General features: G+C 67.6%; 19 protein-coding genes. 15 read left to right on the top strand and 4 right to left on the bottom strand.

The annotated features are described in order from the left end of the window. Nucleotides 1-7: 7 nt before the first annotated feature. From ACT9TC_RS00165 to ACT9TC_RS00120, 10 genes are all read left to right on the top strand, one after another. Entirely contained in the window at nt 8-838 is an 831-nt protein-coding gene (locus tag ACT9TC_RS00165) for a hypothetical protein (RefSeq protein ID WP_274638409.1), read from the top strand. A gap of 3 nt (nt 839-841) precedes the next feature. Next, nucleotides 842-1,831 carry a ParB N-terminal domain-containing protein gene (locus tag ACT9TC_RS00160; RefSeq protein ID WP_274638410.1) on the top strand — a complete coding sequence of 330 codons (990 nt, stop codon included), beginning with the start codon at nt 842-844 and terminating at the stop codon, nt 1,829-1,831. Further along, nucleotides 1,831-2,505: a hypothetical protein gene (locus ACT9TC_RS00155; protein ID WP_458041486.1), complete on the top strand. Its 675-nt coding sequence runs from the start codon at nt 1,831-1,833 to the stop codon at nt 2,503-2,505. The genes ACT9TC_RS00160 and ACT9TC_RS00155 overlap by 1 nt, the downstream gene beginning before the upstream one ends. An 11-nt stretch (nt 2,506-2,516) precedes the next feature. Next, nucleotides 2,517-3,686, top strand: a complete 1,170-nt coding sequence (locus tag ACT9TC_RS00150; RefSeq protein ID WP_458041485.1) for a M23 family metallopeptidase — start codon at nt 2,517-2,519, stop codon at nt 3,684-3,686. A gap of 1 nt (nt 3,687) precedes the next feature. Next, a complete protein-coding gene (locus tag ACT9TC_RS00145) occupies nt 3,688-3,954 on the top strand; it encodes a DUF6112 family protein (RefSeq protein ID WP_274638413.1) in 267 nt (88 codons plus the stop codon). A 70-nt stretch (nt 3,955-4,024) separates the two neighbouring features. Next, nucleotides 4,025-4,294, top strand: coding sequence for a DUF6112 family protein (locus ACT9TC_RS00140; RefSeq protein ID WP_045246597.1), 270 nt, complete (start codon nt 4,025-4,027; stop codon nt 4,292-4,294). Between the two features lie 30 nt (nt 4,295-4,324). Beyond that, the gene (locus ACT9TC_RS00135; RefSeq protein WP_458041484.1) at nt 4,325-5,602 is read left to right on the top strand and encodes a conjugal transfer protein TrbL; all 1,278 of its coding nucleotides are present in this window, start codon (nt 4,325-4,327) and stop codon (nt 5,600-5,602) included. Nucleotides 5,603-5,605: 3 nt separating this feature from the next. Next, nucleotides 5,606-7,072 carry an SCO6880 family protein gene (locus ACT9TC_RS00130; protein WP_274638414.1) on the top strand — a complete coding sequence of 489 codons (1,467 nt, stop codon included), beginning with the start codon at nt 5,606-5,608 and terminating at the stop codon, nt 7,070-7,072. 33 nt (nt 7,073-7,105) lie between these two features. Further along, entirely contained in the window at nt 7,106-7,543 is a 438-nt protein-coding gene (locus ACT9TC_RS00125; protein WP_458041483.1) for a hypothetical protein, read from the top strand. Further along, nucleotides 7,540-9,027, top strand: a complete 1,488-nt coding sequence (locus ACT9TC_RS00120; RefSeq protein WP_458041482.1) for an ATP-binding protein — start codon at nt 7,540-7,542, stop codon at nt 9,025-9,027. The genes ACT9TC_RS00125 and ACT9TC_RS00120 overlap by 4 nt, the downstream gene beginning before the upstream one ends. A 395-nt stretch (nt 9,028-9,422) precedes the next feature. Here ACT9TC_RS00120 and ACT9TC_RS00115 read toward each other — a convergent pair whose 3' ends face one another. Next, on the bottom strand, nt 9,423-9,812 hold the full coding sequence (locus tag ACT9TC_RS00115) for a heavy metal-responsive transcriptional regulator (RefSeq protein WP_045246594.1): 390 nt from the start codon (nt 9,810-9,812) through the stop codon (nt 9,423-9,425). A gap of 75 nt (nt 9,813-9,887) precedes the next feature. On the opposite strand from ACT9TC_RS00115, the gene merA reads away from it, so the two are divergent. Beyond that, entirely contained in the window at nt 9,888-11,324 is a 1,437-nt protein-coding gene (merA, locus tag ACT9TC_RS00110) for a mercury(II) reductase (protein WP_274638418.1), read from the top strand. A gap of 96 nt (nt 11,325-11,420) precedes the next feature. Continuing rightward, nucleotides 11,421-11,585, top strand: coding sequence for a hypothetical protein (locus ACT9TC_RS00105; RefSeq protein ID WP_458042964.1), 165 nt, complete (start codon nt 11,421-11,423; stop codon nt 11,583-11,585). A 73-nt stretch (nt 11,586-11,658) separates the two neighbouring features. Here ACT9TC_RS00105 and ACT9TC_RS00100 read toward each other — a convergent pair whose 3' ends face one another. From ACT9TC_RS00100 to ACT9TC_RS00090, 3 genes are read right to left on the bottom strand one after another with little or no spacing between them, the layout of a single operon-like run. Continuing rightward, nucleotides 11,659-12,684: a cation diffusion facilitator family transporter gene (locus ACT9TC_RS00100; RefSeq protein ID WP_274638419.1), complete on the bottom strand. Its 1,026-nt coding sequence runs from the start codon at nt 12,682-12,684 to the stop codon at nt 11,659-11,661. After that, nucleotides 12,681-13,043 (bottom strand): ArsR/SmtB family transcription factor, encoded by a 363-nt coding sequence (locus ACT9TC_RS00095; RefSeq protein ID WP_274638420.1) that lies wholly within the window; start codon nt 13,041-13,043, stop codon nt 12,681-12,683. The genes ACT9TC_RS00100 and ACT9TC_RS00095 overlap by 4 nt, the downstream gene beginning before the upstream one ends. A gap of 7 nt (nt 13,044-13,050) precedes the next feature. After that, entirely contained in the window at nt 13,051-14,088 is a 1,038-nt protein-coding gene (locus ACT9TC_RS00090; RefSeq protein ID WP_274638421.1) for a bile acid:sodium symporter, read from the bottom strand. Nucleotides 14,089-14,141: 53 nt separating this feature from the next. Here ACT9TC_RS00090 and cmtR point away from each other — a divergent pair, with 53 nt between their 5' ends. Genes cmtR through ACT9TC_RS00075 form a run of 3 tightly spaced genes read left to right on the top strand, consistent with a single transcriptional unit; the run spans nt 14,142 to nt 15,465 of the window. Beyond that, entirely contained in the window at nt 14,142-14,504 is a 363-nt protein-coding gene (gene cmtR / locus ACT9TC_RS00085; protein ID WP_274638422.1) for a Cd(II)/Pb(II)-sensing metalloregulatory transcriptional regulator CmtR, read from the top strand. Next, on the top strand, nt 14,501-15,160 hold the full coding sequence (locus tag ACT9TC_RS00080) for a cation transporter (RefSeq protein WP_458041481.1): 660 nt from the start codon (nt 14,501-14,503) through the stop codon (nt 15,158-15,160). The genes cmtR and ACT9TC_RS00080 overlap by 4 nt, the downstream gene beginning before the upstream one ends. After that, nucleotides 15,157-15,465 carry a hypothetical protein gene (locus ACT9TC_RS00075; RefSeq protein ID WP_045246590.1) on the top strand — a complete coding sequence of 103 codons (309 nt, stop codon included), beginning with the start codon at nt 15,157-15,159 and terminating at the stop codon, nt 15,463-15,465. The genes ACT9TC_RS00080 and ACT9TC_RS00075 overlap by 4 nt, the downstream gene beginning before the upstream one ends. Nucleotides 15,466-15,472 lie beyond the last annotated feature (7 nt).

Below are 15,472 nucleotides of genomic sequence, written 5' to 3'. Positions count from 1 at the left end.
GCGCGCCATGTCTGCCCAGGCCGCTCCCACGTCGTTCCGCACCTCGGAGGGACTGCGCGCGCTCCTGGAGCGTCTGCACGACGATGGGAAAGGCGCGTGGCGGCGCGACGTGGGTGTCGCGGCGCTCATGGAATACACGGCGGGTCGGTATGCGAGCCTCGCGCGAAAGCACGGCCTCGACCCGTGGGAGGCGGCGAGCGCCGCGTTCGACGCGATGCGCACCCCGGCCGTGCGCAACGCGGAAGATCCGTGGGCAGTCGTCACCCGTGCCGTGCAGGTCACACTGATCGCCGAGGAACGAGGCAACGGACTGCTGTGCTCGACGCATCAGGCACGCAGGCCGCAATACAGCGGGTTCCACGACCCGGAGCGGTTCAGCGACCGGGAGAACCCGCTCACCGAGTACCACGAAGCATTGCAGGTCGCGCCCGCGGGTGAGGACGAGAACGAATCGGACCACGATGTATCTGGCGTCGTCCGTGCAGTCGAGGACGCGATCAAGCTACTGACGCTGCTCGACTGGCCGGAGCAGACGGCGCGCGCGGCCATCGAGCACATCTGCACTCGACTCGGCGAAGCGCCGTCGCGGGCGAGCGCAGCGGAATCGCTTCGGCGAGACCCACACGCTCGGGCCGTGCTCGATCTGTCGTCGACCAGCTGGAACGCGCTGCTCCGTGCGATCCTCGGCAACCCCGATCCCGATCAGGCCCACACCGCCGTCGGCCGCGGCGTACTGTTCCGCCTTCTTGTCGGCGAGCCCCTGCGTGCGCTGCTCACCGATGACGACCTCGTGCTGCTGCTCGGCCTGAACGCGCCCACTCTGGCGGGAGCGAGGTAGCACATGGCGGCGAGCACCGGGCACATCGAGCTGGAGCGCACCATCGACTCCATCGTCGTCGGCAGCCGTCATCGCATGGAGCTGGGCGACATCGACGCACTCGCAGCGTCCATCGAACGTAACGGACTGCTCCAGCCTCCGACCGTGACACCGGACGGCGTGCTCGTGTGCGGCGCTCGACGCATCGCGGCGCTGCGCAAGCTCGGCCACAAGAAGGTCAACGTCTTCGTGCGCTCCGGGATCAGCGACCGGCTCCAGAGGCTCATGGCCGAGCAAGCCGACAACGTGCTGCACAAGCCGTTAACGCAAACGGAGGCCGCGGCCCTGTACCGCGAGCTGAAGACGCTCATGGCCGAGGACGCCGCTCGTCGTCAGGCGGCGACGCAGTTCGGTGCTGGCGGGAAGATCGCTGGAGCGAGCGGTGGTGCCGTGACGGCACCACCGCTGATCGGTGCTCCGGGCAAGTCCCGTGCGCAGGCCGCGCTCATGGTCACCGGGCGCAAGTCGTACACGAGCCTGGAGCAGATCAACGATCTCCAGCGGATCGCGAACGACCCCCGCCAGCCGGAGGATGTGCGCAGCTTCGCCCGCTCCGAACTCGACGCCATCGACCGCGGCTCGTCAATCACCACGGCGCACGCCCGCACGATCGCCATGCTGGCGATTCCGCAGGAGGAACCCGAGCCACCCGGCGAGCTGGAGTTGCTCGCACAGGAGGCGCTGGAGCGCGCGAAGCAAGGGCGCAAGCGAGGCCCGGCACCCGCACCAGCGTCGAGCGCCGTGCCGGTTCGCTATCCGGTGCGGGCGTTCACCCTCACCTGGAATGACCTCGATCAGTGGTGGTCGCACTACGACCCTGCCGAGGTCGGCACCGCGCTGAGTGATGACCAATGGGAGCACTTCGAGACGATCCTCGACGCTACCGTCCATTTCTTCGACGCGGCCCGCGCCGCCCGAACCGCCCGCCAACGTCTCGCCAAGGAGAGTGCCTGATGCCGCAGACTCGCTTCCCTCGTCGCCTCATGATCCTCCTTATCGTCGGCGCCGCCGTGCTCGCCGTCCTCGTCGGAGTCGGGCTCTATGGGTTGCTGCTCGCGCCTCGATCCGAGCCTTCGCCGGGCGGCAGCTCCGCGAGCGACCCACCAGGCGCTTCCACCAGCGCACCGTCCCCGACATCGAGCGCGCCACCCGTCGTCCGTGAGTCCGACGACCCCGAGACGTTCGCACGAGCCCTCGCCAATGCGCTGTTCACATGGGACACCGCGACCGAGTTCGGGCCGACCGACTACGCGCAGGTCATCGTGGATGTGGGCGACCCCTCCGGCAATGAGACCGCCGGGCTCGCCTCTGACGTGCGCACCTATCTCCCGACCGCGGACGCCTGGGCGCAACTCCGCACAATGCAGACCCGCCAATGGCTCGACATCAACGACGTGTTCGTGCCGGACGAGTGGGCGACGGCGCTGGAGCAGGCATCCGAGGGGCAGATCCTCCCTGGCACCGTCGCCTACACGATCACCGGCGTTCGGCAACGCGAGGGCATCCACGGCACTGAGCCCGTGAGCAGCTCCCACGATGTCGCGTTCACCGTCTTCATCACTTGCGAGCCGACCTTCGACACCTGCCGCGCGCTTCGCCTCTCTGAGCTTGACAACCCTCTGCGCTGATCGGCACCCGTATGAAGAAGCTCGTTGTGGCCATCGCCACGCTCATCGCACTGCTCCCCATGAGCCTGGTCGGCGTGAGTCTGCTCGTGTCGCCCGTGGTATTCGCCACGTGTCTCTCGTCAAGCTCGCTCGTCGTCGGGTCGATTCCCGAGTCACTCACAGCCACAACGCGCGCGGGCGCGGCTGTGACCCTCAACCACGAGCAGCTAACCCATGCAGCCACCATCATCACGGTCGGCGCGCACACCGAGGGCGTTGGTCGCGCTGGCATCGTCATCGCGCTCATGGCCGCACTCACCGAGTCGCGGCTACGGATGCTCGCAAACTCGGCTGCGATTCCAGAATCAAGCGACTTCCCGAGCGACGGAGAAGGCACCGATCACGACTCTCTCGGCCTATTCCAGATGCGGCCGAGCGCAGGATGGGGCACCGTCGCAGAGCTGATGAATGCGACCTACCAATCGCGTGCCTTCTATGGAGGCTCGAGCGGGCCGAACTACCCATCACCGCGTGGACTGCTCGACATCCCCGACTGGCAACACCTCGACCCCGGCGAGGCGGCGCAGGCGGTCGAGGTCTCGGCCTATCCCGACCGCTATCAGAACTACCAGCCGGTCGCCGAAACGATCCTCACTGCGCTCACCCGGCGCGCTGAGACCACGCCGAGCGGTACGCCGCTCGGCGACATACCTGAGACAACCGCAATCGTCTTTCCCGTGCCGAGTGGGACGTGGGTGAACACCAGCGACTTCGGGTGGCGCGAAGACCCATTCACTGGTGAGCGAGCGTTCCACTCAGGAACCGACTGGGCTGCCGACGACGGCACGGCGATCCTTGCACTCGCCGACGGCGTGGTCAGCTTCGCCGGGCCGTCGGGCGGCTACGGCAACCTCATCATCATCGAGCACACGATCGATGGAGAGCGCATCGCCTCCGCCTATGCACACATGTGGCAGAGCGGCGTCCTCGTCAGCGTCGGGGACCGGGTCGTTGCCGGGCAGCACATCGGCAACGTCGGTTCGGCGGGCAAGTCGACCGGAGCCCACCTGCATTTCGAGATCCGGCCAGGCGGGTCGAACGCCACGGCAGTCGATGCCGAGCCGTGGCTTGCCGCTCACGGTGTGCAGAACCTCGATGCCGCAAGCACCGCGGCACTCTGCTCAGCACAGATGGCGGCATGACATGGACGTATTCCCCGACTTCGGAGCCGTCGGCGGTCAGGCAGAACTGCGCGCCATCGTTGGCGCGCTGCTGACCATCGTGCTCATCCTCGCCGTGCTCATGCTCGTCGTCTGCGCCGCAGTGTGGGCGATCGCGTCGGCGAACGGCAACATCTCTTCGGCTGTCCGCGCGCGCGTCGGGTTCCTTGTCTCCATCGGAGCTGCCGCACTTGCCGGCCTCGGTGTCACCTGGATCAACTTCCTGCTTGGGGTCGGAGCAAGCATCTGACGCCATCGAACTGGGACAGCGTGCGCACCTACCGGGTAAGTCGTCCCCTCGCCTGCTGAAGGAGCACACATTGATCGACATCGACCCCAATACCGACGGGTTGCCCGGCATCGAACAGCTCCGCGTCATCGTCGGCGCGGCCATGACGGTGGGGCTCATCCTCGCTGTCCTCGCCCTGATCATCTCGGCCGTGGTCTGGGGCTACGGGGCGAACAGCTCGAATCCGCACCTCGCCAGCCGGGGCAAGGTCGGCGTACTCGTCTCGTGCGGCGCGGCGATCATCTGCGGTGCGTCGGTGACGCTCGTGAACTTCTTTTGGAACGTCGGCCAGTCGGTCTGACTCCACGACCGAGTTGAGATGGCTGAGCCGATGAGTATCTGTGATGTGCCCGTCATCGCCTCGGTGTGCGATGCCGTGGGCGAGGGAACTGCGTCGCTCATCTCCGCGCCGTTCGACTGGCTCGCGCAGGCAATGGGGCAGGCCGCCGCCTGGCTGTTCGAGAGCGTGTGGGCGGTATTCGACTCGACAACGCTCATCGACGTTACTGGAAGCCAGTACGTCTCGGTCTACAACGTGCTGTTCGGGGTGGCGATCTTCGTCATGCTCGTCTTCTTCTGCCTCCAACTGATCACCGGGCTCGTGCATCGAGATCCGATGGCCCTGTCGCGCGCGGGCGTGGGACTTGCCAAGTCAGTGCTCGGCTCGTTCGTCGCCATCACCCTCACCGCGACACTGTTGGAGGTCACCGATCAACTCACCATCGGCATCGTGCAAGCGACTGGCAACACGATGGAGGGCATCGGCGACCGCATGGCACTGCTCGCCGCTGGGCTAACGACGATCAACATCGCCTCTCCCGGCGTCGGTGCGATCATCACGATCTTCCTGGCCGGGCTCGGCATCGCGGGTGCGGGCATCGTGTGGTTCACGCTGCTCATCCGTAAGGCGCTGCTACTGGTCGCTATTGTCTTTGCGCCCATCGCCCTCGCCGGGTTCGCCTGGGATGCCGCGAAGGGATGGTTCGGGCGCTGGGCGGCGTTCGTCGTGGCGCTCATCTTCTCGAAGCTCGTCATCGTTGTCGTTTTCCTGGTCGCCATTGGGCAGATCAGCGCGCCCATCGATCTCGACCTCGCCTCGATCAGTGACCCGATCTCGGGCATCGTGCTGATGTTCATCGCCGCGTTCGCGCCATACCTGACGTACAAGTTCATCTCGTTCGTGGGCTTCGACATGTACCACGCGATGTCGAGCGAGCAGGAAGCGAAGTCGGCGCTCAACCGGCCCGTCCCGCTGCCGGTCAAGGCCCAGCCGAACGCGGCTAAGTCCGTCCTCGGAGGGCAAAGCGGCGGGAGAGGCGGGACTCCTCCCGCGCCGAGCACAGCTCCCGCTGCAAGTGGCGTAGCAGGCGGCGTTGCGGGCGCAGGTGGCGGGGCGGCCGCTTCCGGTGGCGGGGCGGCGGCCTCGGGAGGCGCGGCAGGTGCCGGGGCAGCAGCGGCCGGCCCCGCGGCCGCAGCCGTCGTCGGGGCGCAGGTTGTCAAAGCCGCAGCGACGACTGGGCCGAAAGTCGGTGCCGCGGTCGGCGGCGCAGCAGCCGGGCACGCAGAGACATCCACGCCGCCGATACCCGTAGCGCCGAGGAAGGGGTAGAACGTGGCCACCCAGCACCCTCCGGCTCCCGAGCAGCAGGTCTCCCCCGTGCAGTTCTCCCGACTCGCGCACCGTGGCATCCTGCTCGGACTGTCGATCTCGCAGTTGATCGTGCTGGGCATCGGCGTGGTCACCGTCGTCGCCACGATCTACACGGGCGGCGGCATGGGGCTGGTCTGGACATCCCCGATCTGGCTCAGCTGTCTGCTGCTCGCGGTCGTCCCCGCGGGCGGCCGCAAGCTGGTGGACTGGCTGCCCATCGTGTCGCGCTGGATGTGGCGGAGCACCGCAGGGCAGTTGATCTTCCGCCGCCGCGTCATCAAGCCGCGTCCCGTCGGCACGCTCGCGCTCCCCGGCGATGCGACCGCGCTGCGCGAATGGGTCGATCCCGAGACGGGCGCGGCGATGGTGCACGACCCCCACGCTCAGACCCTGACCGCGGTTCTGGGGGTGACGCACCCGGCGTTCGTGCTGCTCGATCCGGGCGAGCAGGAGCGGCGGATCAACGGCTGGGGTCGGGTGCTCGCTACGGCGTGTCGCTCGGGCCGGATCGCCCGGCTCCAGGTCTGCGAGCGGACACTGCCGGAGTCCGGCACGGGGCTCGCCGAATGGTGGGCCAGGCACGGCGCCGACGATGATTCCTGGCCTGCGACTACATACCGAGAGCTGATCGAGCGTGCTGGGCCGACCGGCGAGCGCCATGCGACGACCATCTCGATTGCGCTCGATATGAACACCTCGGGACGACAGATCCGCTCCGCGGGCGGCGGCATCCGTGGAGCTGCCGCCGTGCTGCGTCAGGAGATGACCACGCTCGTCGCTGCGCTGCGAGCTGCGGACCTCGCCACGACCGGCTGGCTCGCGCCTGGCGAGGTCGCTGTAATCCTGCGCTCCGCCTACGACCCGGCTGCCGCGCCCGCGCTGGAGAGGCACGCCGACATCGGACGTTTCCTCGCCACCGCGGGGCCGGTCGCGGTGACCGAGAGCTGGGATCGCGTGAGAACCGACTCCGGTTACCACACCGTGCTCTGGCTCTCCGAATGGCCCCGCTCGCAGGTGTTCCCCGGATTCCTCGCCCCTCTGTTGCTTACCTCGGGAGTGCAACGCACGTTCTCGCTCGTCTGCACGCCGGTTCGCGCCGACATCGCGGCTCGCGACCTGCGGAAGAAGAAGGTCGGTCTTCTCTCCGATGCGACGCAGCGCGCGAAGATCGGCCAGGTCGAGGATGCCTCGCGCACGGCCGAGTACCAGGACCTGCTCCAGCAAGAGTCCGATCTCACCGCGGGACATGGAGTCCTTCGCTACACCGGCCTCATCTCCGTCTCCGCGCCCACGGTCGATGAGCTGGATGCCGCCGTCGCCGCTATCGAGCAAGCCGCCGTGCAGGCGTCCTGTGAGACGCGCCGCCTCGTTGGCCAGCAGGCCACCGCCTTCGCCGCCGCCGCGCTCCCGCTCTGTCGGGACGTGTGACAAACCCAGCCCTCGACCCCGGAAGGAGTGGCCATGCCGACCTTCAGCAATCCCGTGCAGGACGCCACGGAGACCCGCCAGGCGGTGCGGGCGCTCGCTCATGCGAGCCGCGCCTTCGCCGACCCCGCGGACACCTATCAGGTGGTCGGCGAGCTGCTGGGGACGCTGCGCTCCCTGGAGCAAGTGCTGGAGCAGGTCGCGGCGGCGCACGTTCGGCACCAGGACAAGGCGTTTCTCGACAATGGCGACCACGAGGCTGGGGTTGATGAGGCTTGGGCCGCCGCCAACGCCCTGCGCAAGGCCGCAGAACTCGTCCAGTTGGCCGAGACTGCCGTCGATCAGGCGACGCAGCATTCGAGCTACATCGCCTGGCACCCGGCACCTGTCGCCAGCCGACCTGAGCTGGACCCGTTCTCACGCGATCCGTTCGAGGCCCACCCCGTCAGTTCGCCAAAGGGGCTGTCGCTATGAGTCCCGACGACCGCGAGCGCCTGCACACCGCGGTCCTGCTCGACCCAGCGGGCGAGCGCCGTGCCGCTCGGAAGGCGCGACGGCGAGCGGCGAACAAGATCGAGACCGCCGACCGCAAGGCGCAGCAGGATCTGGCGCGCGCGGCGTGGGAGGCCGAACGCGAGGCGCGGCGGGCGACGACCTACCTGCCACCGTCCGGCGAGACGAGGCCCGCGGCACTCCGCACACCGGGCCGATTCCGGCTGCCGCGTCACCAGGACACGAGCGCGACGCTGGCCGGGGCGTATCCGTTCCTCGCCGAGGGCGGACTGGGCTCTGCCGGGGTGTTCGTCGGCCAGGATCTCTACAGCGGGGCATCGTTCGTCTATGACCCCTGGGTGCTCTACGCGCAGGGCCTCATCACCGCACCGAACATCGTCCTCGCGGGGATCGTCGGCTCCGGCAAGTCCTCGCTCGCCAAGAGCCTCTACACGCGCTCCATCCCATTCGGTCGGCGGGTATATGTCCCCGGCGATCCGAAAGGCGAGCACACGGCTGTCGCTGAAGCAGTCGGCGGACGGGCGATCGTGCTGGGGCACGGGATGTCTACGCGGCTGAATCCGCTCGATGAAGGGCATCGGCCTTCGGGCCTCAGCGATGCCGAGTGGCAAAGCCAGGTCACCTCCCGGCGACGCGACCTCATCGGCGCACTCGCCGAGACCGTCCTCGACCGCGGCCTCACCCCGCTGGAGCACACCGCCGTCGACTTCGCGCTCGCCGATGCGGTGCGCTCGGCCGAGGTGCCGATCCTTCCGATGGTGGTCGACCGCATCCTCGCCCCGCAGCCCAAGGACGACGACGGCAGGCTCGCCGAGGACGGCCGACTCGTCGGACACGCGCTGCGGAGGCTCGTGGCCGGGGACCTGGCGGGGCTGTTCGACGGCCCGAGCACCGTGCGCTTCGACCCGTCACTGCCGATGGTGTCGCTCGACCTGTCGCGGGTGGCAGAGAACTCGACGCTCATCTCCGTGCTCATGACGTGTTCCTCGGCGTGGATGGAGTCGGCGCTTCTCGACCCGGCAGGCGGCCCGAGGTGGGTCGTGTATGACGAGGCGTGGCGGCTCATGTCACATCCGGCGCTGCTGCGCCGGATGGACGCACAGTGGCGGCTCGCGCGGCACTATGGCATCGCCAACCTGCTCATCTTCCACAAGCTCAGCGACCTCGACAACGTAGGCGACCAGGGCTCGGCGATGCGCGCGCTCGCCTCGTCCCTGCTCGCCAACGCCGAGACACGGGTGATCTACCGGCAGGAGAGCGATCAGCTCGGAGCTACTGCGCAGGCCCTCGGACTCACCGGAACGGAGCAGGGATTGCTACCCGGTCTCGGCACCGGACAGGGGCTCTGGAGGATCAAGAACCGCTCGTTCGTCGTCCAGCATCAGCTCCACCCTGCCGAACTTGCGATGTACGAGACAGGGCAGAAGGCAAGAGGAAAGACCTAGATGTTCCCGCGATTTGACGGCTTGGCGGGAACAATGAAGGTCCCCGACCTCAAGCGCCCATGCGGGGGTCGAAGTTTGCGGAACCTGCACGTTCTCGCTGGTGAGGTTGCAGGCAGTGTCCGAAATAGCTTGGACAGCATCGCATGATGGATGGCATTCGGTGAACATGCGAGCAAGCAGGCGCGTCAGTGCGTCATGGACTCAGCCCGGAGGTCTCCGATCGGTCGCCTGAGAGCCGCAATGCCACCCAGAGGCCGCATCGGCGGCAGATGAAGGCGTTGTCGTGCGCCAGGGCGTGGAGCTTGCGTCGCGGGAGTTCTCGCCCGCAGCATGAGCAACTGTGCTGCATGGTCGGTGTCGTCATACTTAGCCTGGTTGCCCTCGGATACGGTGCCTCAGATGTAGCTGCAGATGTCCTGTGCGGTGCACCTGGCCGGGTCGCCGGTTTCGGTGGTATCGCGGACTTCGGCGACCGTGGCACGGAGGGCCGTGAGTTCGGCGATCTTCTGGTCGATGTCGGTCAACTGCTTGTTCAGGATGTCGCGGACGTGGGTGCACGGTGCGGCGCCGGCGTCGCGCACCTTCAGGATGTCGCCAATCTGGGACAGCGTCAGGCCCGTGGCCCGACCGCGCCGGATGAAATCGAGCCGCGGCACGATGTCAGCGCTGTAGTCGCGGTACCCATTCCCCGCACGGCTGGGGACTGGGAGCAGCCCACGGTCTTCGTAGAACCGCAGGGTCTTGCTCGTCATCCCGGCCGCTGTGGCCGCCTCACCGATCAGCACGGTACACCTCCGTCGCCGGAGTAGCCTCCGGCATCCCTTGACCTTCCAGCGTAGTGGAAGGTGCAGGCTGAGGCCATGGAAGATCCGACCTCCTTCGACCTGGCCGTCATCGGTTCCGGTGCCGGCGCGTTCGCTGCGGCGATCCGGGCCAGCCAATTGGGCAAGCGGGTGGTGATGGTCGAGCGAGGCGTCATCGGCGGCACCTGCGTGAACACCGGCTGTGTGCCGTCCAAAGCGCTGCTGGCGGCGGCCGACGCCCGGCACGTTGCCCTAAATTCTGGACGGTTCCCGGGCATCTCCGCATCGACCGGGCGGGTGGACATGCCCGCGCTGATCGAGGGCAAACGCGCCCTGGTCGAGGGCATGCGTGCGGAGAAGTACGAGGATCTGATCGCCTCCTACGGTTGGGACCTGCGAGCCGGAACGGCCGCATTCGCCGGTACCACGGCGGACCCGAGGTTGGAGATCACCGCAGCGGACGGGACGCGGAGCACGGTCGGTGCAGCGCACTACTTGATCGCCACCGGCTCCACCCCAACCATCCCGGCGGTCGACGGGTTGGCCGGTGTCGACTACCTGACCTCAACTTCAGCGATGGAGTTGGAGGCGGTTCCCGAGTCGTTGCTGGTGCTCGGCGGCGGCTACGTGGCGATGGAGCAAGCGCAGTTGTTCGCCCGGCTGGGTTCCCGGGTCACCATGCTGGTCCGATCCCGGCTGGCGTCCCGCGAGGAACCCGAGGCGTCCAAGGCCATGATGGGGATCTTCGCCGACGAGGGCATCCGGGTGGTCCGCCGCGCGAACCTCGACACGGTCCGCACCGACAAGAACACCGGCGACATCATCGCGACGGCCACCGTATCCGGTGGAGCAGAAGAGTTCCGTGCCAGCCGGATCCTGATCGCCACGGGTCGGCAGGCGGTGACCGAAGGACTGAACCTCGCAGCGCTCGGGATCCAGACCGGCCCTTCGGGCGAGGTCATGGTCGACGGTCGGCTCGCGACATCCAACCCGCGGATCTGGGCGGCCGGCGATGTCACCGGGCATCCGCAGTTCGTCTACGTCGCCGCCTCCAACGGGTCCCTGGTCGCGGAAAACGCCTTCACCGGCACCAACCGGGAGGTCGACTACCGGCACCTGCCGCGGGTCACCTTCACAAGTCCCGCTCTCGCCGCCGTCGGGATGACCGAGCAGCAAGTGGTCGCTGCCGGTATCCGCTGCCAGTGCCGGGTACTGCCCCTGGACTACGTTTCCCGGGCCATCGTCAACCGCGACCTGCGCGGTGTGATCAAGGTCGTGCAGAACGCCGACACCGGCCAGATCCTCGGAATCACAGCCGTCGCCGCCGACGCCGGCGACCTCGCCGCCGCCGGTGTGTACATCCTCGAAGCGGCCATGACCACCGACCAAGTCGCCCACCTGTGGAGCCCTTACCTGACGATGGCCGAGGGCATCAAAATCGCCTGCCAAGCCTTCACCGCCGACGTCTCCAAACTCTCCTGCTGCGCCTTCTGAGCGCATCACCAGATCCATCTGAAAGGAAAAGAGAATGACCAACGAACCCGCCGCGATCACCGACCGCCTCGCCACTGCTGAGACCGGGCTGGAAACCTGGCTCTGGCTCCCCTTCTGAAGCTCCTCGCCGAAGGCGAACCTGTCACCATCGCCGATCTGGCGACCGCCACGGGGCGGACCGCCGACGAAGTGCAGGCCGCGCTCGCCGAGGTTCCCGACACCGAATACGACGACAAGTTCACGATTCTTGAATCCGAGTAGGCCGGGAACTCACGGTCTCGGGGCCGGTTTCAGCCTATCTGGACCCGTGAGTTTCTGCCTGGCGGGGCGGGGGTTATCGGGCGAGAGTGCGGATGGACATGTCGTCGACTTTGGGCAGGTGCCGCTTGACCGAGTCCTCGGCGGCGCCCGCGATCCTGTTCGCCTCGGCGAGCGAGACGTCCGGAATGCGTATGACGGCTTCGCCATGGAGTCGGTGGCCGATCCAGCGGAGCCGGACGTGGTCGATGCCGATGACTTCGGGGACGTGCTCGAGGGCATGCTCGGCCTTGTCGAGGAGTTCGGGTTCGATGCCGTCCATGAGTCGTCGGCCGACGGAGCGAACAGTGCCGATCAGGAGGACGACGATCATCGCGGAGATCACCAGACCGACGATCGGGTCGGCGAGGGGGAAGCCAAGGAGCACGCCGATGCCGCCGATCACGACGGCGAGGGAGGTGAATCCGTCGGTGCGGGCGTGGATGCCGTCGGCGACGAGGGCGGCGGAGCCGATCTTGCGGCCGACACCGATGCGGTAGATCGCGACGGCCTCGTTGCCGAGGAAGCCGACAACGCCGGCGGCGATGACCCATGCGAGGTAGCCGATGGGTTGGGGGTTGATGATACGGTCGATGGCCTGCCAGGCGGCGAGCACCGCGGACAGGGCGATCATCAACACGATGAACAAGCCCGCGAGGTCCTCAGCGCGGTTGTAGCCGTAGGTGTAGCGGCGGGTCGCCGCGCGGCGGGACAGGGCGAACGCGATCCAGAGCGGGACCGCGGTGAGCGCGTCAGAGAAGTTGTGGATCGTGTCCGCAAGCAGCGCGACCGATCCGGAGAACGCCACGATCACCGCCTGCAGGACGGTGGTGACCAGTAGCACGACGAGGCTGATCTTCAGCGCCCGGATGCCCTCCGTGTTGGCCTCCAGGGCGTTGTCGATCGAGTCCGACGCATCGTGTGAGTGGGGCACGAAAATCCCGTAGAGGAAGCCCCTGAACCCGGTCGGGTGCTCGTGCCCGCCAAGCGAGTGCCCGCCGCGGGCGTGCGTGTGACCGTCGTGCTCGTGCTCGTGCGGGAAGTCGTGGGTGTGCGCGGTCATGCCTCATCCGTTCCGTGGTGGTGACGAGGGGTACCGCCCAGGGAGTGCTCGGCCTGGAAGATCGCGTCCGAGACGAGCTGAGAGGCGTGCTCGTTCTCGAGCCGGTAGAAGACCCGTTGTCCTTCCTGCCGAGTCGCGACGATCCGCGCCAGTCTCAGCTTCGCGAGATGCTGCGAGACCGCCGCCGGGGACTTATCGACGGTCTCGGCGAGCTGGTTAACCGAGAGCTCGTCGGCCGCGCGCAGCGCGAGGATGATCCGCACCCGGGTCGCGTCGGCGAGCATCGCGAAGACCTCGACGGCGAGTTCGACGAACTGGCTGTCCGGGCTCAGCCCGCAAATCTTCTTATCTGCATCCACACGCAGATTATTGCACGTCCTCCGGGCGAAGGTCGGGATCGAGGACGCGGAGGTGGCGGGCCCATGCGATAACGGGTTCCGACGCTCGGGTCGGGATGAGGCGTGGGATGAGGCGGACGAAGATGACCATGACGATGAGCTCGACGAGGGTCTGGGTGACCACCACGAGCGGGGCAAGGTCGAACGCGGCGGGCAGGGCCAGAACGAGGGGGAGCACGACGAGGGAGTTGCGGGTCGTGCCGCTGAACACGATCGCCCTGCGCGCCGGCACGTCCAGGCCGGCGACCTTGCCGGTTGCGGCGCCGATCGGGACCATGACCGCGGCGAACAGGACGTAGACGGGGATGGCGAGCAAGAGCGCACCGAGTTGCTGACCGACCCCGGCGATCTGGGAGGCGACGACGACGGCGAGGGTGAGCATCATCAGCGGCACCATCGCCCCCAGCACGACCTCCTGCACCGCGGCTCCCCTGCGGGTGCGCGCGGCGGCGAGCTGAGTGAGTCCGGCCGCGACAAGCGGCAGGACGATGAGCAGCACGAACGCTTCGACGAATGGGGCGAGGTCGATGGCCTCGACGAACTCGGGACCGACGAACAGCAGCAGGTAGAGCGGCAGCAGGAGCATCTGACCGAGCATCAAGATCGGGGCGGCAGCGAGCAGTCGGTCCTTCGCGCCGCCCGCGATGCCGGTGAACACGATGACGTAGTCCACGCACGGGGTCAGTAGCACGAACAGCACCCCCACCAGCAGCACCTGGTCGTGGGCGACGATCCGCGACAGAACGAACACCACGACGGGCACGAGGACGAAGTTCACGACCAGGACCGTGGCAAGGAAGCGCCAGTCGCGGAACGCCTGCCCGATCTTGGCGAACGGCACCCCGAGGAAGGTGGCGTAGAGCAGCAGCCCGAGCACGGGGCTGATCGCGAACTCCGCCGGATGCGCGACGACGGGGGCGAGGAGGCCGACCGCGGCGCCCACGACGAGCGCGGCCAGGTAGAGCGTCACTTGGTGCCGCTCCATCCACTCCGCAACCGCTCGCATAGCTCCTATCTTCACAGCCTTCAATAGGTCATCATTTACTGTATGGTCATTACATGCTGACTCTTACTTCGCGGGTGGACGTGATGAACCGGCTCGGCCGGGCGATGGCCGACCCGACCCGCTCCCGCATCCTGCTGTCGCTTCTGGAGCAGCCCGGATACCCGGCGAAGCTCGCTCGCGACCTGGACCTGACCCGCACTAACGTCTCGAACCACCTGGCCTGTCTGCGCGGTTGCGGGATCGTCGTTGCCGATCCTGAGGGCCGGCAGACCCGGTATGAAATCGCCGACCCGCACCTGGCCGCGGCGCTCGTTGCACTCGTGGACGTGACGCTCGCGGTGGACGAGAGCGCGCCGTGCCTGGACCCGGCGTGCACGGTCCCGGGCTGCTGCGACACCGAGGCCATCGCCGGATGAGCACGGCGACGCTGACCGACGAGCGCCGGACCCGACTGCACGGTCGGGTGAAGTTCATCGTCTTCTTCACGATCACCTGGAACGTCATCGAGGCGATCATCGCCCTCTCCGCCGGCGCGCTCGCCTCCTCGGCCGCGCTGATCGGGTTCGGGCTGGACTCGGTGATCGAGGTCGCCTCCGCTGCCGCGATCGCCTGGCAGTTCACCCGCAAGGATCCCGAGCTGTGGGAGAAGGCCACCGTCCGGATCATCGGGGTCGCGTTCTTCGCCCTCGCCGCCTACATCACCGTCGACGCTATCCTCGCCTTCACCGGGGTCCGCGAGCCGGAGCACAGCCCGGTCGGCATCGGCATCGCGGTCGCGAGCCTGATCGTGATGCCCGGCCTGGCCTGGTTCGAGTTCCGCACCGGCCGCGAGCTCGGCTCCAAGAGCGTGCAGGCCGACGCCAAGCAGCTCCTGCTGTGCATCTACCTCTCCGGCACCGTCCTCATCGGCCTGCTGCTGAACAGCTTGTTCGAGTGGGCGTGGGCGGACTCCGTCGCCGCGCTCGTCGTCGCGGTCCTCGCGATCCGGGAAGGCATCGAAGCATGGCGCGGCGACATCGAATCCCCCTTGGAAGTCCTCGAAGACCTCGACCACGAGGAGGTCACCCCATGACGCACGTCGGCCCGCTGAACGGCCCACCGATCGCCTGCACCCTCGCCCCGGCTGCCGGCAAAGCGCAGGTGGAGAAGTGGCGAGCGTTCGACGAGGACTACGCGCTCGAGACCGAGCGCACCGACGCTCGCCTGACCATCCACTACGCCAAGGTCGACGACTCCACCCGACGGCTCCGAGAGCTCGTCGCGGCTGACAGCACCTGCTGCGCCTTCGTCGACTGGAGTATCGACGAGACCCACGCCCACCTTCGACTCATCGTCACTGGCACGCCGGAACAGATCGCAGCGCTAAACGTCGGGTAGCCGGGTG

This window comes from Microbacterium sp. HM-570, from assembly GCF_054165885.1.
Note: the sequence above shows the minus strand (reverse complement) of the source record. Positions and strands in the feature narration are given on the sequence as shown.